At 38.3% G+C, this 17,411-nt stretch carries 18 protein-coding genes; 11 read left to right on the top strand and 7 right to left on the bottom strand.

The window, feature by feature from the left end:
* Positions 1 to 44 precede the first annotated feature (44 nt).
* The 5 genes from MKY49_RS12865 to MKY49_RS12845 all read left to right on the top strand — a co-directional run bounded on the left by MKY49_RS12865 (position 45) and on the right by MKY49_RS12845 (position 4,542).
* Positions 45 to 464, top strand: a complete 420-nt coding sequence (locus tag MKY49_RS12865; RefSeq protein WP_396631797.1) for a DUF3995 domain-containing protein — start codon at positions 45 to 47, stop codon at positions 462 to 464.
* Positions 465 to 509: 45 nt separating this feature from the next.
* The gene (locus MKY49_RS12860; RefSeq protein WP_341386428.1) at positions 510 to 1,127 is read left to right on the top strand and encodes a histidine phosphatase family protein; all 618 of its coding nucleotides are present in this window, start codon (positions 510 to 512) and stop codon (positions 1,125 to 1,127) included.
* A gap of 77 nt (positions 1,128 to 1,204) precedes the next feature.
* Positions 1,205 to 2,041 carry a D-alanyl-D-alanine carboxypeptidase family protein gene (locus tag MKY49_RS12855; protein ID WP_341386427.1) on the top strand — a complete coding sequence of 279 codons (837 nt, stop codon included), beginning with the start codon at positions 1,205 to 1,207 and terminating at the stop codon, positions 2,039 to 2,041.
* A gap of 503 nt (positions 2,042 to 2,544) precedes the next feature.
* Positions 2,545 to 2,715: a hypothetical protein gene (locus MKY49_RS12850; RefSeq protein WP_341386426.1), complete on the top strand. Its 171-nt coding sequence runs from the start codon at positions 2,545 to 2,547 to the stop codon at positions 2,713 to 2,715.
* Between the two features lie 564 nt (positions 2,716 to 3,279).
* Complete coding sequence (locus MKY49_RS12845) at positions 3,280 to 4,542, top strand: polysaccharide deacetylase family protein (protein WP_341386425.1); 1,263 nt, start codon at positions 3,280 to 3,282, stop codon at positions 4,540 to 4,542.
* Positions 4,543 to 4,591: 49 nt separating this feature from the next.
* Here the strand turns inward: MKY49_RS12845 and gltS are convergent, their stop codons facing one another.
* Positions 4,592 to 5,776 (bottom strand): sodium/glutamate symporter, encoded by a 1,185-nt coding sequence (gltS, locus tag MKY49_RS12840; protein ID WP_274793359.1) that lies wholly within the window; start codon positions 5,774 to 5,776, stop codon positions 4,592 to 4,594.
* On the bottom strand, positions 5,773 to 6,738 hold the full coding sequence (hutG, locus tag MKY49_RS12835) for a formimidoylglutamase (RefSeq protein ID WP_274793358.1): 966 nt from the start codon (positions 6,736 to 6,738) through the stop codon (positions 5,773 to 5,775). Before hutG ends, gltS begins: the two co-directional genes overlap by 4 nt.
* Positions 6,739 to 6,878: 140 nt before the next feature.
* On the opposite strand from hutG, the gene MKY49_RS12830 reads away from it, so the two are divergent.
* The 4 genes from MKY49_RS12830 to MKY49_RS12815 all read left to right on the top strand — a co-directional run bounded on the left by MKY49_RS12830 (position 6,879) and on the right by MKY49_RS12815 (position 10,975).
* Positions 6,879 to 7,772, top strand: coding sequence for a LysR family transcriptional regulator (locus MKY49_RS12830; RefSeq protein WP_274793357.1), 894 nt, complete (start codon positions 6,879 to 6,881; stop codon positions 7,770 to 7,772).
* A gap of 137 nt (positions 7,773 to 7,909) precedes the next feature.
* Positions 7,910 to 9,145, top strand: coding sequence for an acyl-CoA dehydrogenase family protein (locus tag MKY49_RS12825; RefSeq protein ID WP_341386423.1), 1,236 nt, complete (start codon positions 7,910 to 7,912; stop codon positions 9,143 to 9,145).
* Entirely contained in the window at positions 9,142 to 9,918 is a 777-nt protein-coding gene (locus MKY49_RS12820; RefSeq protein ID WP_322606573.1) for an SDR family oxidoreductase, read from the top strand. Before MKY49_RS12825 ends, MKY49_RS12820 begins: the two co-directional genes overlap by 4 nt.
* 13 nt (positions 9,919 to 9,931) lie before the next feature.
* Positions 9,932 to 10,975, top strand: a complete 1,044-nt coding sequence (locus MKY49_RS12815) for a phosphotransferase family protein (protein WP_341386422.1) — start codon at positions 9,932 to 9,934, stop codon at positions 10,973 to 10,975.
* Positions 10,976 to 11,234: 259 nt separating this feature from the next.
* On the opposite strand, the gene MKY49_RS12810 is transcribed toward MKY49_RS12815, so the two are convergent.
* Positions 11,235 to 11,720 (bottom strand): tetratricopeptide repeat protein, encoded by a 486-nt coding sequence (locus MKY49_RS12810; RefSeq protein WP_274793353.1) that lies wholly within the window; start codon positions 11,718 to 11,720, stop codon positions 11,235 to 11,237.
* Positions 11,721 to 12,155: 435 nt separating this feature from the next.
* Between MKY49_RS12810 and MKY49_RS12805 the strand changes: the two genes are divergently transcribed.
* Positions 12,156 to 13,001 (top strand): alpha/beta fold hydrolase, encoded by an 846-nt coding sequence (locus MKY49_RS12805; RefSeq protein ID WP_341386421.1) that lies wholly within the window; start codon positions 12,156 to 12,158, stop codon positions 12,999 to 13,001.
* Between the two features lie 97 nt (positions 13,002 to 13,098).
* Here the strand turns inward: MKY49_RS12805 and MKY49_RS12800 are convergent, their stop codons facing one another.
* From MKY49_RS12800 to MKY49_RS12790, 3 genes are all read right to left on the bottom strand, one after another.
* Complete coding sequence (locus tag MKY49_RS12800; protein ID WP_274793350.1) at positions 13,099 to 13,527, bottom strand: hypothetical protein; 429 nt, start codon at positions 13,525 to 13,527, stop codon at positions 13,099 to 13,101.
* A 123-nt stretch (positions 13,528 to 13,650) separates the two neighbouring features.
* A complete protein-coding gene (locus tag MKY49_RS12795; protein ID WP_274793349.1) occupies positions 13,651 to 14,226 on the bottom strand; it encodes a GNAT family N-acetyltransferase in 576 nt (191 codons plus the stop codon).
* Positions 14,223 to 15,098, bottom strand: a complete 876-nt coding sequence (locus MKY49_RS12790; RefSeq protein WP_341386420.1) for an AraC family transcriptional regulator — start codon at positions 15,096 to 15,098, stop codon at positions 14,223 to 14,225. Before MKY49_RS12790 ends, MKY49_RS12795 begins: the two co-directional genes overlap by 4 nt.
* Before the next feature lie 261 nt (positions 15,099 to 15,359).
* Here MKY49_RS12790 and MKY49_RS12785 point away from each other — a divergent pair, with 261 nt between their 5' ends.
* Positions 15,360 to 16,115: a class I SAM-dependent methyltransferase gene (locus MKY49_RS12785; RefSeq protein WP_322606566.1), complete on the top strand. Its 756-nt coding sequence runs from the start codon at positions 15,360 to 15,362 to the stop codon at positions 16,113 to 16,115.
* Positions 16,116 to 16,146: 31 nt separating this feature from the next.
* On the opposite strand, the gene MKY49_RS12780 is transcribed toward MKY49_RS12785, so the two are convergent.
* Entirely contained in the window at positions 16,147 to 17,346 is a 1,200-nt protein-coding gene (locus MKY49_RS12780) for a Ger(x)C family spore germination protein (RefSeq protein WP_341386419.1), read from the bottom strand.
* Positions 17,347 to 17,411: the final 65 nt, after the last annotated feature.

The following is a 17,411-nucleotide window of genomic DNA, read 5'->3' as shown; positions in this document are numbered from 1 at the left end:
AACATACGATATCGTATGTTTTGAGTGCGAGGGAGGAACCTATTATGTATAGTTTATCAATTATGGCGATTGTCCTTTTATGGATGATTAGTATCATTCATATTTATTGGGCTTTTGGGGGACGATGGGGAATTGGTGCAGTGATTCCAGTCAAAGGAGGGGGACAACAAGCAGTTTTCGTGCCAAGAAAATGGGGAACGCTCTGTGTTGCTACCCTTATACTACTGGCAAGCCTAATTATCCTCATTCAGCAAGGATTTGTGGCGTATTTTCAACCCTCTAGTTTTTCTAAAGTAGGAAGTTCAGTTTGTGCATGTGTATTTATTGCAAGGGCTATTGGTGATTTTAAATATGTTGGGTTTTTTAAAAGCATCAAACATTCACAATTTGCCAAAAACGATACGAGATTTTATAGTCCGTTATGTTTGTTTTTAGGCTTCATTTATCTCGAGCTATTGTTTTAACAGCAATCATCCTCTAACATGAAAGCAAGGGATAGGGGGAAAAATATGCAGCAAAAGATTTATTTACTTCGTCATGGTGAGACGAACTATAATAGAGAAGGAAGATATCAGGGACAGCTCGATTCACCATTAACCGAACTTGGTCGAGAACAGGTTCAACAACATGCACGCATGCTAAAAACGCTAATTGGTGATGCAACCGATTGGAAAATCGTTACAAGTCCACTGGGGAGAGCTATGCAAAGCACTGCCCTGCTTTGTGAAACAATCGGTTATGATGTGAAAGATGTGGAACAGGATCATCGCTTGACAGAAGTTGCTGTAGGGCAATGGGCTGGCTTAACCATGGCAGAAATACAGCACACCTGGCCAGACTTGTTAGCCGACACGGATGTTTTTAATTGGTATTTCCGTGCGCCAGGTGGGGAAAGCTACGAAGCTGTAGTAAGCAGGTTAACCTCATGGCTGGAGGATATACAACAATACTCAAAGCTAATTGTTGTCTCACATGGGCTAACTAGTCGGATCTTACGAGGAATTTACGCGGGTCTTCAGAAGGAGGATGCTCTCAAATTAGAAGTTTCTCAAGATATCTTTTTTAAATTAGCTAATAAAAAAATAACAAGAATTTGTTCTAATTTTGAAGATGACTATTATCTATAAAACGTTTTTAATTGCTTTTATTTAGGAAGGAATATTCAGAAATGCCTCTTATTATATTGTGTAGGAGGCGTTTTTTTATGAAAAATTTGGTGTTGCTTTGCTGTATTGGTATCGTGGTGTTCGCTTTGTATTATACAAACAAAACATATGAAAAGGTTCAACTAGAACTGCCATCATTACATAGTCAAAATGCTTTGTTACTCAATACACAAGGCGAAGTATTATTTGAAAAAAATGCTGATGCCATTATTTATCCTGCATCCTTAACAAAGATCATGACAGCCATAGTGGCAATTGAATTAACAGAAGATCTACAAAAACAGACCATTGTAGAACCACAAACGATTGCTATCTATACTGCTCAGAATGCCTCAATGGCAGGCTTTCATGCTGGTGATTTTGTGACAATTGAGGATTTATTATATGGTACTTTGCTTGCCTCAGGCGCTGATGCAACGGGAACACTTGCTGAGGCAATTGCAGGCAGTGAGGAAAAATTCGTCACTTATATGAATAACAAAGCACAGGAAATAGGCATGAATGATACCCATTTCGTTAATACAAGTGGTCTACATGACGAGGCACACGTATCAAGCGTTCGGGACATTAGTAAACTTCTACGTTATGCGTTAGAGAACCCTACCTTTTATCACATATTTACTTCAAAAAGCTATACAACCCATGTACCTAATGAGCTAATTATCACAAACTCGTTGTTTACAAAAATGCCTGGTTTAGATGGACCCATATTAGGCGGAAAAACGGGGTATACACCTGAAGCCGGATTATGTCTCGCGTCCATCATCGAAAAAGAAGGCAAATCATTTCTATTCATAACAACCAATGCCCCAAGCGATGTTCGGACACCACCCCCGCATATTGAAGATGCTTTAACTGCCTACAATGCCCTGTAGATGGGAAATCTATGAAAACATCTCAACTTTTTCATAGCCTGAAACGTCTTAATAGTGCGGGCTGTTCTATGAGATTCGATGAAGTTTTAATTAAGGAGTAAAGTGGGCGCTCCAAATAAAGAGTAAAGTGATCATAAAAGTGAAGGAAGCGCTCTAATTAAGGTTCTAAGTGATCATAAAAGTAATGGAGTCGCTCCAAATAAGGAGAAAAGTGATCATAAAGGAGAAGAAGGCGCTCCAAATAAAGAGTAAAGTGATCATAAAAGTAATGGAGTCGATCCAATTAGATAAAAAGGTGATCATAAAAGTGAAGGAAGCGCTCTAATTAAGGTTCTAAGTGATCATAAAAGTAATGGAGTCGCTCCAATTAGGTAGTAAAGTGATCATAAAGGAGAAGGAAGCGCTCCAATTAAGGTTCTAAGTGATCATAAAAGTGAAGGAAGCGCTCCAATTAGAAGTAAAGTGATCATAAAGTGAGTGAAGCGCTCCGAATAAGGAGAAAAGTGATCATAAAAGAGAGTGAAGCGCTCCAAATAAAGAGTAAAGTGATCATAAAAGTAATGGAGTCGCTCCAAATAAGGAGAAAAGTGATCATAAAAGTAATGGAGTCGCTCCAATTAGGTAGTAAAGTGATCATAAAAGTGAAGGAAGCGCTCCAATTAGAAGTAAAGTGATCATAAAGGAGAAGAAGGCGCTCCAAATAAGGAGAAAATTGATCATAAAAGTAGTGGAGTCGCTCCAAATAAGGAGAAAAGTGATCATAAAAGTAATGGAGTCGCTCCAATTAGGTAGTAAAGTGATCATAAAAGTGAAGGAAGCGCTCCAATTAAGGATCAAAGTGCTCACCAAAGTGAAAAATGCTCCCATTCCGGGAGCAAAGCGCTGACCAAAGCAAAGGAGATGCTCCAATCCTTGAGAAAGTCGCTCATCATGATGAAGAAGGCGCTACATTCCCAAAGAAATTCCCCCACAGAAATAGGTCCGCCATTCATTCCAAGCATTACCCGCAAAAGGAGGTGAAATCTTTATATAACGTTTTTTATGCTGTGGTTCGTAGAAAAACGGGAACAAGCAGTGTATAAAGGTTTACAAACGCGCAGATGTGAACGGTCTTATAGAATGGAATCTAGTTGATTATTACTATTTTCTGGCATGAACGATTACTCTATAATTAAAGTTAAATCTTCGTATTTTTTTAGCAAACGACATGGAAAGACATCTAAGGGCGGTGTAGAACAATGAAAAAATTATTACCCTATACTATATTTTTGACGTTTATATTGGCATTATTGATTGGACCATTAACTACCAATGCTGAAGGGTCCGTGGTCATTCAGAAAGTTACCAAGGATACTATCATCTATGAAGAGCCTTCCTCGAATAGTGCAGAAATTGGTGAACTAACGAAGGGAAGCTTTGTTACTGTGCTAGCAGCAAGCAAAGGCTGGACACATATTCAAACGCCAGAGCAGATGGGCTATGTGCCGTCTGATGTTTTAGTCAAGTTGAAGTCTGAGGGTTATGTAGTAATGCAAAAGGGTGGCACGACGTTATTTACAGCGCCAAGGCAAAACGCACAAAAGGTTGGACAGTTATATGAAGGACGCGTGGTTTTTGTATATGGTACAGCACCGGGTGGCTGGTCATTCGTCCAATATGGTGAAGATACAGGCTATGTTGCGACGAACGCTTTAAAAAAACCTGTCCCAACAAAGAAACGAATTAATGCAGTGAATGGTGCTGAATTACGTTTAACAGCTAGCCCAAGTGGAGAGGTCCTTGGTATACTTGCCAATAAAACGACTGTTCAGTATTACATAACACTTGCTGGCTGGTCCTATGTGGAAGCGGGTGACCAAAAGGGGTATGTCAAAGCTTCAGAGCTAGCCAATATTCAACTAACGAATAATAAAGTATATAATAAAGGAATTCCAGCAGCAAAAGGTGCGAAAAAACGTGTAGCTTTAACGTTCGATGATGGGCCTGATGCCAAAGTGACACCACAAATTTTAGCGACTTTAGAAAAATATGATGCGAAGGCTACGTTCTTTATGGTAGGGAAAAATGTCTCAAAAAATGCAACGATCGTCAAGCAGGTTTATGAGGCTGGACACGAAATTGGTAGTCATACGTTAAGCCATAAGAAATTAACGACTTTATCAATAGCGGGTGTTAAACAAGAAGTCAATGGCTCAAGTAATGCCATTTATTCGGCCATTGGGCAGTATCCTACCGTTTTTCGACCACCTTATGGAGCGACGAATGAGCAAGTCCGGTCCGTCATAACTATTCCGTCCATTTTATGGTCGATTGATACGCTGGATTGGAAGCACCACAATCCAGATAAGATTTTAGCTTCTGTTAAAGCATCTGTTAAAGATGGTAGCATTATTTTAATGCATGATATTCATCAAACGACAGCGAATGGTTTAGAAAATGTTATGCAATACTTACAAAAACAAGGCTACGACTTTGTAACGGTAAGTGAGATTTTACAATAATAGTAAAGCCGTGTAATAGTCTTGTAGAGACCTATACACGGCTTGTTGTTTATTTAAATAAATTAATCGTTGTAATAATAATAGGAATACCAAACACATCGATTAAAAATGCGCCGACAATTGGTACCACGAGAAAGGCCTTTTTAGATGGACCAAAACGTTGTACAACGGCTGACATATTAGCCATGGCATTTGGGGTTGCTCCTAAGCCATGTCCTGCAAAACCGGCAACCATTACAGCGGCATCGTAATTTTTGCCGAGTAATTTAAACAACACGAAAGTACTAAATACAACGATAAAGAATACTTGTGCAAAGACGATGATGAATAAAGGAAGAGCTAAATCAGCAATTTCCCATAATTTGATACTCATTAGCGCCATTGAAAGGAAAATACCTAATGTCACGTCCCCGATTAAGGAAATACTTTTCATATTAATGGCTTCAGGTTTGAATTTATCCATAATATTACGCACTAATACAGCGACAAACATAGCTCCGACATAACCTGGTAGGACGAACCCTGTTGCTTCTGAGAATAATGTCCCAACATATGTCCCAACAGCCATACAGAAAGTAATTAATAATACTTGTGTAAAGAACGATTCAGAAGTAATTTGTTCCTGTTTATTTTCATAGTCGATTTCTTCAGACTCTTGTTCATCCGGTGTTAAATTGTATTTACCTACTAGGTATTTTACAATTGGACCTCCGATTAAACCACCGGCAACTAAACCACATGTTGCGGCAGCGGCACCTATTGTCATGGCAGAAGAAATACCTAAATCCTCTAATGTTTGTCCAAATGCAGCGGCAGCCCCATGACCACCTTCCATTGAAACTGCGCCAGCCATCATTCCGATTAAAGGATGTATGCCCATGAGTGAGGCAAGAGAAACACCAATCACATTTTGCATTAAAGCGAGGAAGCCACATGCTAGCCAGTAAATAATAAGTAATTTACCACCGAGCTTCACTAGTTTAAAGCTTGCCCCTAATCCAATTGTAGTGAAGAATGTAATCATAAATAAGCTTTGTAATGAAGTATCAAGTGAAATTTCTATAACACCTGTTGTCTTTAAAATCGTTGCAAGGGCGGCAAATAGCAAGCCACCCACAACTGGTGCTGGAATACAGAAACGTTTTAAAAATCCTATTTTATTAATGAGAAAGCTACCCAATGCAAAGAGTGCAACGGCTAAAAACACAGTTGTAATTTGATTTATTTCGATCATGAGCCTTGCCCCCCAAGTAAGTTGTTTAATGCTTCATAGACAAAATATGCCCCTAGTTTTACAGTGCGACCATTTTCATCTAGTAACGGATTGACCTCACAAATATCAAATGAGTGTGTATGAGGATGTGCCGTTACTTTTTGTAGTAGTGAACGTACAGTGGATGGATCAAGTCCAAATGGTGAAGGAGCACTTACACCTGGAGCAAATGCTGCATTCAAGACATCCATACATAATGTTAAAAGAATATAATCATGCTGATCCATATAGTGTTGTAGGTCATCCATTAATTGCTGTTGGTTGGCTACGGTCATTTGATCTTCGTAAATATACTTCACATTTAATTCATCTGCTTTTTCGAATAATTCTCTTGTATTGCCGTAGCGTTGGATACCAACGACAAAATAATCGGTATGTGGATCCTGCTCTAAAATTTGACGGAACATGGTACCTGAAGAAGGTTGTTCATCGTATGGTCGTAAATCAAAGTGGGCATCGATATTGATGATACCAACCTTAGCCTCCTTTGGTAAGGCAGAGCGAACGCCTAAATAATGGCCATACAGTGTTTCATGTCCACCACCAAGCACCACACATTGTAAGTTCTTTTGCAATACGGTTCCGACAACTTCGCCAAGCTCATGCTGTGCTTCCTCTAAAGCATGATTGAGACAAACGACATTGCCGACATCGATAATTTGCTGCTCGTCCTCAAACGTCCACGGTAAGCTAGATAGCCCTTCTCGCAGTGCATTTGGGCCATTTGCAGCTCCTACACGACCTTGATTTCGACGTACCCCTTCATCACAGATAAACCCAACTAGTGCAGCACTTTTCTTCGCTGAAGCGCTTACATCATTAATCGCTAATCTTTGTACTTTTTGATGTAAACGAAAGCTACTTTTATTTGTCGTAGAATCTATACGGCCTTTCCATTGTTTTTGATCTGTTAGTGTATACATAACCTTATCAACCCCATTGCTAATATTATTGTAGAAAAAGTATTGTTGTAATTCATTATATATTCACATAATTATAATTACTAATATATAATTAATATTAATCTATAGCTTTTAGCTATAAATGAAGGGGGATTTTGCTTTTGGATATTAAACAATTACACTATTTTATTGCCGTTTCAGAACATATGAATTTCTCAAAAGCCGCGGAAAGACTGCATATTTCACAGCCATCATTAAGTAATGCCATCAAAAAATTAGAAGAGGAGATAGGATCACCTTTATTGGAGAGAAATACGAGAAATTTGCAGTTAACAGAAGCGGGTGAGGTGTTATTTGAACGTGCAAAAGTTATTGTAAAAAATATGGAAGTGCTAAAAATTGAAATGGATGAAGTCATTATCCACGGTACGAGGGAAATCACTATAGGTGTCATGGAATCTATTAAGCATTGGTTGCCTAAAGTTATTGCCAATTATAAAAAAGATTATCCAGAAATGATCATCCATTTAGTTGACATTTTAGGCAGTAAGCGTGTGAAAAAATCCTTAAAGAGCTATAAAACTCATTTAATCATTACCAATCAGTTGATGGATGATCCAGAGTTGGAAGTCAAAACCTTATATGAAGAGAGATTGGTTGCAGTGTTACCATTACACCACCCATTAGCCAAAAAAGAAAAAGTAACTATTTCTGATATAAGTGAAGAGCCATTTATTATTAGTACGGAAGGCTTTCAAACAAGACGTGATATTTTAGATACCTTTGAACAGGCAGGTAAAAATATTCATATTCAATTTGAAATTGAACGCTTTGAAACAGCTGTTTCCCTTGTCCGAGAAAATTTAGGAGTAACTATTTTACCGGAAAATTATTTACAAGGCCCGACAGCTAAAACCATTATAAAAAAAGAAATTGAAGGGGCAAATCTTAGTCGAAATGTTTATTTGGTGTATTTAAAAAAGCGTCATTTACCTTTGGCCATTCGTCAATTGTTGCAAGACATTTTGCAGTATTTTGAAACAAAGACAATATAGAAATAATTTTCTGTTATATTAGAAAATTCACGAAATAAAGCATTGCTTTACCAAAAATATAGCGGTAACATTTAATGTAAGAATGAAAATGAACATTCATTCATTTTATCAAAATTCAAGCAAAGGGGGTATCTTCCATGAATTTTTCTTATAGTGAAAAAGTGGTGGAGTTACAAGACAAGCTGACGAATTTTATGGAGCAATACATTTATCCAAATGAAGAAGTTTATACGGCACAGGTTGAAGCAATGGAGGATCGTTGGGGAGCGATTCCACCGATTATGGACGAGCTAAAGCAGAAGGCACAGCAGGCAGGATTATGGAATTTATTTTTACCAGATAGCGAATATGGGGCAGGTTTAACAAATTTAGAATACGCGCCTTTATGTGAAATTATGGGGCGTTCCCTTCTGGCACCAGAAGTTTTCAATTGTAATGCGCCTGACACAGGTAACATGGAGGTGCTTGTACGGTACGGCTCTGCCCAACAAAAAAAGCAATGGCTTGAACCGTTACTAAAAGGAGAAATGCGCTCTTGCTTTGCGATGACCGAGCCTGCTGTTGCATCCAGTGATGCTACGAATATTGAGGCAAGCATTGAGCGAGATGGGGATGAATACATTTTAAATGGCCATAAATGGTGGACAACAGGTGCTGGTGACCCGCGCTGTAAAGTGGCCATTTTTATGGGAAAGCATAAAGATACAACAGCACCAATCCATGAGCAGCAGTCTATGATTCTAGTACCAATGGACACACCAGGGGTAAAAGTAGAGCGGATGCTGACGGCTTTTGGTTACGATCATGCGCCAGAGGGTCATGGTGAGGTGACATTTACGAATGTGCGTGTACCAGTAGACAATATTTTGTGGGGAGAAGGCAAAGGCTTTGCTATTGCTCAAGGTCGTCTTGGTCCAGGAAGAATACATCATTGTATGCGTCTAATTGGCGCAGCTGAACGTGCATTGGAGGAAATGTGTAGAAGGGTACAACAGCGACATGCCTTTCATCGCCCATTAGCAGATCAAGGGGTAATGCGTGAGCGTATTGCTGAATCTCGCATCGATATTGAACAGGCAAGACTTTTAACCTTAAAGGCAGCTTATATGATGGATACGGTGGGGAATAAAGAAGCGAAAGCAGAAATTGCGATGATTAAGGTGGTTGCACCTAATATGGCACTGCGCGTCATTGATCGGGCTATCCAAGCATTTGGCGCGGCAGGGGTCGGACCCGATACAACGCTTGCGGCACAGTGGGCGAATTCTCGCACATTGCGCTTAGCAGACGGACCAGATGAAGTACATCGAAATACTATTGCTAAGCTGGAATTAAAAAAACATGCGACTAAACAAGAGGAGCTGGTGAAATGACAGTACTTGAGTTATTTAGCTTACAAGGTAAAACAGCTATTGTAACAGGTGGTGGCCGTGGTCTTGGTGCGCAAATTGCCCAAGGATTTGCAGAGGCAGGGGCCAATGTAGTTCTATGCTCACGAAAAGTAGAAGCCTGTGAGGAAGTTGCAGCAGCACTTGAAACATTAGGTGTCCAAACATTAGCGTTAGCTTGTGATGTCACAAAGCCTGAGGATATTGCTAATATAGTGGCTAAAACGATCACAACATTCGGTAAGATTGATATTTTAGTCAATAACAGTGGGGCATCTTGGGGCACACCTGCTATTGATATGCCTTATGAAGCCTGGCAAAAAGTATTTGATGTCAATGTTAATGGGACCTTTTTGATGAGTCAAGCAGTTGGCAAAATTATGTTAGAGCAAAAAAGCGGCAAAATCATTAATATTGCTTCGATTGCAGGACTGGGTGGTACCTTACCGGCCTTTATGGATACCATTGCCTATAATGCGAGTAAAGGGGCTGTTATCACATTAACGAAGGATTTAGCGGTCAAATGGGGACCACACGGTGTTCATGTCAATGCCATTGCGCCTGGGTTTTTCCCAACAAAAATGTCCAATGTTTTAATTGAACGTGGACAAGACTATTTGATGGGGGTTACACCTTTAAAACGTTTAGGCTCAGAAAATGATCTTAAGGGAGTAGCATTATTTTTAGCGGCCCCAGCTTCAGACTATGTAACAGGTGATGTCATTGTAGTAGATGGAGGCATGAGTTCCATTATATAAGGGGGAAAATAAAATGGATACAATGCAAGTAAGGGCAAGTGAGCGTCTAGATGCTGTTAAATTACAAGCCTTTTTAGCAAATCATTTTCCTGAACTTCCAAAGGGGAAACTGGAAATAACACAGTTTAGTGCTGGACATTCTAATTTAACGTATTGTTTAAAAATAGCTGATTTTGAAGTCGTTCTTCGTAGACCACCACTTGGACCAGTTGCCAAGAAGGCACATGATATGAAGCGAGAATTTACAATATTATCGGCATTGCATCCTTTCTTCAAAGCGGTTCCACAGCCGTATGTTTATGTGAAGGATTCCGATATTATTGGCAGTGATTTCTTTTTAATGGAGCGCAAAAGAGGTGTTGTCCTGGATACACATTTTCCAACAGGTACAGTACCTTCAGAGGAACTAGCTTGCCAGTTGTCTGAAATGATGGTCGACTCTTTAGTTGCACTTCATGCCATCCCTTATCAAGATACATCATTAAAGGATATGGTGAAGCCTGATGGATTTATGGAAAGACAAGTCCATGGCTGGATCGAGCGCTATGAAAGGGCGAAAACGGCAGAGATTGCCGAAGTAGCTACTTTGACAGAATGGTTAAAGAAACATGTTCCAAATAATAAAGAGGCAACAATTATTCATTATGATTATAAATTGAATAATGCCATGTTCTCTAATGATTATGCTGAAATGATTGGTCTATTCGATTGGGAAATGACGACGGTAGGGGATCCACTAGCAGATGTCGGCGTGGCGATGAGTTACTGGATGCAGGCGGATGACCCGAAAATGCTGTTACATGCACTTGGTGAACCACCTGTAACCATCATGCCAGGTTTTTATACACGACAGCAATTTATTGAACGCTACGCAGAGAAAAGCGGGCGAGACGTTTCAAACATTCAATATTACTGTACATTTGCTTATTTCAAATTAGCCGTCATTTGTCAGCAAATTTATTACCGCTATGTGAAAGGGCAAACACAGGATGATCGCTTTGCCCGAATGGATAAAATGGTGGCTGCATTAATTCAACAAGCCTCAGAATCGATATAAAGAATAGAAAAACGGTTACTTTTCACCAAAAGTAGCTGTTTTTTTATAGGCATTTATAGCAGATTATCCGACACTATGTTTTTTATCTATGTATGACTTCTCGCACGAAGACCCATTTACATAACCTAACATCGCCCGTAAAAAAATAAGAGAGAGCGAATGTGTGTTCTTATTTTATCATACATTTTCTCACTTATAAAGGGCTATGAGAAAGGCGGTGGCAAAACAAAAACAGGTTCATTCGAGAACCCGTTTAATATTATGACCATATTTGATCAAGCTTATCGCTGTAGAAGTGAATAGCTTTTTTATAATCGATTATACCTTGATGACTGGTTGTCCGTACTAATGTATTTAGCAATGTTTCCATTGATTTACTATGCTCGCCAAGATTATAGAGTGTCATGGCGTAAAAGACTTTGACATGCTCAGCTTCCGGAAATTCGTGCATGGCTTGTTCAAGTATCTGTTTTGCTTGTTCATATTGCCCTAGAGTACGATAGGTACTACCTAATCCGAGGTAGGCATCAACTAAAACATCAGGTTCAAGTCCTAATGCAATCGCCTTTTCATAGTGTGGAACTGCTTCCTTTTCTTTTCCTAAAGAATCGTATGTCCAGGCACATTGAAATTGATAGTAGCCATTTTCAGGGTTTCCCTTTAGTAGAGCTACCATTAATTGATTAGCTTCCTCAAGCTGGCCATTTTTTCTTAACGTAATAATAGGTTCTAATTGTTTATCCATTTTATTTAACCCCTTTGTTGTTTTCCCATTCATAAACATAGCTAGTAGCCAGAATATTTGGAGGTAGATAATCGCGAGGAATTGTTGATGAAAATCTAGCGCTAAATAGACAACGGTTTCATTTCCGATACTGGAACCATTAGAAAAAGCATGGACCGCTATTCCGGCATAGGCGCCCCCCAATGTTGTGATGAACTCTACATAATTAGTATGAGAAGGAATGCTTTCAGTCGCACCATTAGACTTTCCTTCATATACTTCCTCCTTTTGTTCATTATACATGATACTAATTGCTAGAAAGCGCTACAAATGGTATTGTTTGTGTAAAAGTACCATCTTTGAGGTGAATAGAATGCTAGATCGTTCAATGGAAAAGACATGGGAACACCAAGAGGAAAGGGAGTGATAGCACAAAAAAGAAAAGAGGATACCAATATGACATATAATAAAATGGTTTGTGATGGATTTGAATTGAACTATTGTATAAAGGGGCATGGTCAGCCCATTTTAATTGTGGGTAGTAGTATTTATTATCCACGTCTGTTTTCACAGGAATTATCCCAACATTTTCAACTTATTTTTTTAGATCATCGAGGATTTGGGAAATCAACAAAACGACCTATGAAACAAGAAGATTATACTTTAGATAAAATAGTTGAAGATATTGAACAAGCTAGGCAAATACTAAAGCTGGATAATGTGATTATTTTAGGACACTCAGGTCACGCATTTATGGCGATGGCGTATGCTATAGCCTATCCCCAGCATGTTGAAAAAGTCATCCTATTGAATACAGCCCCAACAAATAGCCAAGAGAGACAGCAGCAAAGCATTTCCTATTTTGAAACACATGCAAATGCAGCGCGTAAAAAACAATTTGAGCAAGATATTGCTTTGTTGGAGCAGGATATTGAACAGGACCCCAAACGACGCTTTGTTCATATGTGTATTCGTATGGGGGCACATAGCTTCTATGATTATACTTTTAATGCCGCATCCATGTGGGAAGACGTTGATACGAATATGGAAATCATTGATTATCTTTGGGGTGTGGCTTTTGCCCAGCAGAATCTAAGTCAACTTGTACACCAATTCCATAAGCCAATCTTTGTAGGTTTAGGCAAGTATGATTACTTAGTTGCACCTGTAGCCTTATGGGAAACAGTAGATCAAGTTCCCCACGTAACGAAAGTCATTTTTGAAAAAAGCGGTCATAATTCAATGTTTGAAGAACCTGCGTATTTCGATGAACAACTTATACAATGGATCAAAAAAGAATAATTATGAGGGCTGGTTACGCTATATGGCGTATAACCGGCCTTATTCCTTATTATGTTTTGCAAAAAAGGCTACTTCCAAAAAGGGAAGAGCCAAAGAGTTATTTTGCTGTACAGCTTTTACGAATCGCTTCAATTTTACGGCAATCAATGATGACAGGCAGTCTATTTCCTTCGATTTGAAGGAAATTCCCACAGCAGTTTTGGGAATCGAAGTAGAGGAAATAAATACGTAAAAATCTTGTGCCATCAGATAGGAAAACATCTACTAATGTCCCTGGTTCGAAACATTCTAAATGATGACAGATACAATTTTCACAATGCTTTTTGCTCTGACCTTTCTCCTGGACTGTTTTTTCAAATTGAGGGCTATTATAATATTTGATTTTATAGGAATCTTCTTCAGCCAAATGATCATTGCCATCATATTGGCCTAAGTAATAGTTCTTTGATTCACAATAGCATTTAGCAAATTTATGATAATTATTAAATTCCCAATTTATTCGTGTTAAATATCTATTGTCATCCATTTCATACAACGCTCCTTTATGTCATTTATCTATTTCTAATCTATGTCATAGAGCCTTCTGGAAGATGGTAAAACGTCCATTTATCTGAAGATTAAAAGAAAAGACCAGACTCACAAATAGAGTCTAGTCATTTTTACTATAATCATCTTTCAATAGTCCATATATTTCTAAATCAACAACCCCTTTACCGGACCACACTGTAGCTTGTCGTAATAGACCTTCTTTTATAAAGCCATTTTTTAGCAGCACCTTTTTCGAAGGCTCGTTTAAAGGCATAACCTCTGCCTGGATTCGATGAACATGAACTTCCTCCAATAAAAATTTTACAACGATTTGAAGTGCCTCTGTTGCAATACCTTTTCCCCAAGATGTTTCAGCTAAATAGTAACCGATTGTCACCATATTTACTTTTTGATTAAAATCCATTGCTTCGATAATGCCAACTAATTTTTCGCGTTGAGATTTTTCAAAAATTCCCCATTTTATTCTGCTTTTCTTCATATAATCTCGTTCAAAATGGCCTATCATTTTTTGAACAGTTTGCAGGTTGTGTTTGGGGATAATTCCACAGTACTCAAAAACCTTATCATTATCATAAATAGCGAATATCTCTTGTATATGAATGTCTTCTATTTTTTTGAGTTCTAGATTTGTTGAGTCTAAGATTGGGAACTCATTAAATACTTTTTCAATTATCATGATGGTTGCTCCTTTAAGGGAATATAAATTTTCATGTTTAAAGCATGTGGATAGGTAGAGTGCATGACGTCAGTTACTTCAAAGTCAGGACCAGTATCTCGCTCATAATGAGAATGGGGAAGCCATACTCCATAAATGTAACGTCTCGTATTTTGTATTCCCTCTGCAGTACTAGTCAATGAAAACTCAGCATATTTACCAGCTGGAATTTCAAGATGAATAAAACCTTCCTCTACATGATCTTTAAATGCTTTAACTTCCTCTCCAACAATAAAGGAAAATTGCCCATCCTCCTGAAAGTGTGAAGAAATTCCATATGCTATATTAGGAGCAACTTTATAGGAAATGCGCTCATAATATTTTTGTTGACCAAAATTCAAATAAAAGCCTGGAATATCTCCATAATAGTGATCGTCTTGTAATGTTGTTTTGTATTCATAGCCCACGATTAGTTTTTTAGATAATTGAAGTATTTCTGGTCGCTGCATAGGGAGTTCTCCTTCCAATTTATAGTCCAAAAAGTTCATTTTGGCTTGAAGTGGTATGGAGTAGGCCCCTTTTCGATATTTAGCAGGTGTAATACCGAAATACTGTACAAATGCCCTTGTGAATGCCTCTTGAGAACCATATTGAAAGTTGATTGCAATTTCAAGTATAGTTTGTGAGGTTGTTTTTAAGAGGAAAGCCGCTTCTGAAAGCCTCCTATTCCGAATATACTGCTGCACCGAAAAACCTGTAATGGCCTGAAAAAGTCTTTGGAAATGAAATGGTGAAAAGTAAGATTGGGAAGAAATAGCTGTAATCATTAACTTTTCCTGAAGGTTTTCCTCAATAAACTCTATGGCGTTTTGAATTCTTTCAAAATAATCCATACCATCATCCTTTCTTGCCTCTATATTACCGTTTATGGTGGATGAGCTTTTGATAATTTGTGCTATTTCGTACATTAAATTGTCATCAACTAGAAATCAATAGTAACATTGAGAAAATTAATTAATAAATGTATAATTTAACTAAATTTACAAGAAAGTGAGTGATATATAATGAAAGTCAGCTCTGTATTTACACTAAATAACATGAAGGTGTGGGGGGATTAAAAATTTGATTCTTCCGCAACAATCGGAGGAGAAAAAATGTACAAAAATTACGGACCGTTAAGCACAGAACTTTATGATTTTACAAAACCAGTAGGATACTCCCTTGGTGGGGATATTGAATATTATCTAGAACGATTGCAGGGTATTACAGGTAAGGTACTTGAAGCTGGAGTTGGCTCTGGTCGATTCTATATTCCTTTTAAGGAAAAAGGCATTGATATAGAGGGGATTGATTATTCTCCGGAAATGCTAGCTTCCTGTCGAAAACAATGTCTAGAAAGAGGGCTGACACCAGTGCTTTATGAGGGCAATGTCAGTAATTTTTCATTAAGTAGGCTATACGAGGCGATTGTTATGCCTACTGGCTCGTTCTGTTTAATCGAAAGTTATCGGGAGGCTGTTTCTGCGTTAACGTGTATGTATCAGCATCTAGTTCCTGGTGGACGGATTATCATTGATTTATTATTTCCGACAGACTGGAAAACGGGAGAAATGGCGACAACCTATTTTCAAATTTCGGAAGATGAAGGAATTGCACTTGAAAGAAAATCGATAGCCATGAACTGGGTGGAGCAGAAAACATTAACAGTATTAAAATATGAAAAATGGCGACAAGGAAAATTAGTGGATACGGAACTACAAAAGTTCCCATTGCGTTGGTATGGTGTAGAGGAATTTAAATTTCTATTACAAAGTATTGGTTTCACTACTATCACTTGTTCAGCAAACTACATGTATACTAAACAGCCAAGTCAAGAAACGTCACTCATGACATTTGAAGCTGTTCGCTAAAAACAAAATGACCAGTCATCGTAGCGACTGGTCATTTTTTATTGAGTTTTAATTTTGTTGCGGTACCTACTCCTTTTGTCTGGACATCGACTACAAGATTAACCTCTAGCTCTGGATAAAGAGTCGACCAATCTTTTTTTATTCGATTCCAAGCTTTATAATTCTCACGATGTAGTACTTCGCCAAATTTTAAAATATCAGCCTGATAGGTTTGTTGAATCGTTTGGATTGTGCGCTCTATACTTTCCTTAATTTGCTTGCTCGTTGCTTTATTTAGAGCATCGATGGTTTCGGGTTTGGTTAAATCTAGAGGGCAGCTTATTTCAGCGACGTTCTGTTCAATATCCAGTTGAATCGTAATCGAGGGAATGTCATGCTGAATACGTCCTGTCACTTTTGTTGAAGATTGAATAATTTCTGTCGATATTTTCCCTTGCTCAGGGCAGGCAAGCGTTTCAAAGGTACTCTTAATATTATTGTGTAAAAAGTTATAATTTCTGCTTTCTTCTTCTGTCAAAAAGCCAATAAGCTTATAATTTTTAAAAACAGCCAGTCCACCATATTGTAATTGTGCGGGGCTCTTAATTTTTTCAACATTGCTGCTAGATTTTCCAGCATCCGCATCACCATGAATTTGAATGGTAGGTAATACGGCGCTATTATCTATATGACCCAAAGATTGAACTAAATCGTCGAGAATAACAGATTCAGTCGTTCCCCAGGTTGCTTCAGTATCCTTTAAGGATTTAAACAATTTACTAGCTGGAATATCCTCTAATGGTGTTAAAATACTCAAAATTTCTTGGGCAGTCGATTCATGGGCAATAATAATGTTAAATTCGCTTCTACCCTCTGGATCCCTTTGTAGTAAATCTAAAATGCTATTCATTCCTTCTTTAGCCAACTCTTCACTGATGATTATAATTTGCGCATGGGAATAATAGGGTTTCCTTGGCGTCAAAGTGGTTAATTTTCGCATGGCGTCAAATAAGGATTTTCCCTTAGCATGGTAGGTAAAAACAGGGACTTGGAAACTAGAGGCTTTGTTTGAGGCTACCTGACTAGGGTTAACAATTTGCACGGAAATTTCAACAAGCTCGTCCGATTTATCGACCCCAAAGGCCGTAACGATAGCCAATTCGTTTAACTCTCGTTTACTCCAACATCCACCTAACAAAAGAATAATGAAAAGCAATAGTATGAATGACAGTGTGTGCTTGATGATCGGCACCTCCTCAAGGAAAAGGGCAAAGATAGTCCAACATTATTAAGGATAAGCAAATAACAGCCAAAATA

It is taken from the genome of Lysinibacillus sp. FSL M8-0134, from assembly GCF_038069745.1.
Classification (GTDB): Bacteria; Bacillota; Bacilli; order Bacillales_A; family Planococcaceae; genus Lysinibacillus; species Lysinibacillus irui.
This window is presented reverse-complemented; position numbering and strand designations above follow the sequence as displayed.

Excerpts from the sequence above, each read along its gene's own strand:
- MKY49_RS12810 (WP_274793353.1), bottom strand. The coding sequence starts at position 11,720 with ATGGATAAACAATTAGAACCTATTATTACGTTAAGAAAAAATGGCCAG.
- MKY49_RS12805 (WP_341386421.1), top strand. The coding sequence starts at position 12,156 with ATGACATATAATAAAATGGTTTGTGATGGATTTGAATTGAACTATTGT.
- MKY49_RS12855 (WP_341386427.1), top strand. The coding sequence starts at position 1,205 with ATGAAAAATTTGGTGTTGCTTTGCTGTATTGGTATCGTGGTGTTCGCT.
- MKY49_RS12795 (WP_274793349.1), bottom strand. The coding sequence starts at position 14,226 with ATGATAATTGAAAAAGTATTTAATGAGTTCCCAATCTTAGACTCAACA.
- MKY49_RS12790 (WP_341386420.1), bottom strand. The coding sequence starts at position 15,098 with ATGGATTATTTTGAAAGAATTCAAAACGCCATAGAGTTTATTGAGGAA.
- MKY49_RS12800 (WP_274793350.1), bottom strand. The coding sequence starts at position 13,527 with ATGGATGACAATAGATATTTAACACGAATAAATTGGGAATTTAATAAT.
- hutG (WP_274793358.1), bottom strand. The coding sequence starts at position 6,738 with ATGTATACACTAACAGATCAAAAACAATGGAAAGGCCGTATAGATTCT.
- MKY49_RS12820 (WP_322606573.1), top strand. The coding sequence starts at position 9,142 with ATGACAGTACTTGAGTTATTTAGCTTACAAGGTAAAACAGCTATTGTA.
- MKY49_RS12865 (WP_396631797.1), top strand. The coding sequence starts at position 45 with ATGTATAGTTTATCAATTATGGCGATTGTCCTTTTATGGATGATTAGT.
- MKY49_RS12825 (WP_341386423.1), top strand. The coding sequence starts at position 7,910 with ATGAATTTTTCTTATAGTGAAAAAGTGGTGGAGTTACAAGACAAGCTG.
- MKY49_RS12785 (WP_322606566.1), top strand. The coding sequence starts at position 15,360 with ATGTACAAAAATTACGGACCGTTAAGCACAGAACTTTATGATTTTACA.
- MKY49_RS12815 (WP_341386422.1), top strand. The coding sequence starts at position 9,932 with ATGGATACAATGCAAGTAAGGGCAAGTGAGCGTCTAGATGCTGTTAAA.
- MKY49_RS12845 (WP_341386425.1), top strand. The coding sequence starts at position 3,280 with ATGAAAAAATTATTACCCTATACTATATTTTTGACGTTTATATTGGCA.
- gltS (WP_274793359.1), bottom strand. The coding sequence starts at position 5,776 with ATGATCGAAATAAATCAAATTACAACTGTGTTTTTAGCCGTTGCACTC.
- MKY49_RS12860 (WP_341386428.1), top strand. The coding sequence starts at position 510 with ATGCAGCAAAAGATTTATTTACTTCGTCATGGTGAGACGAACTATAAT.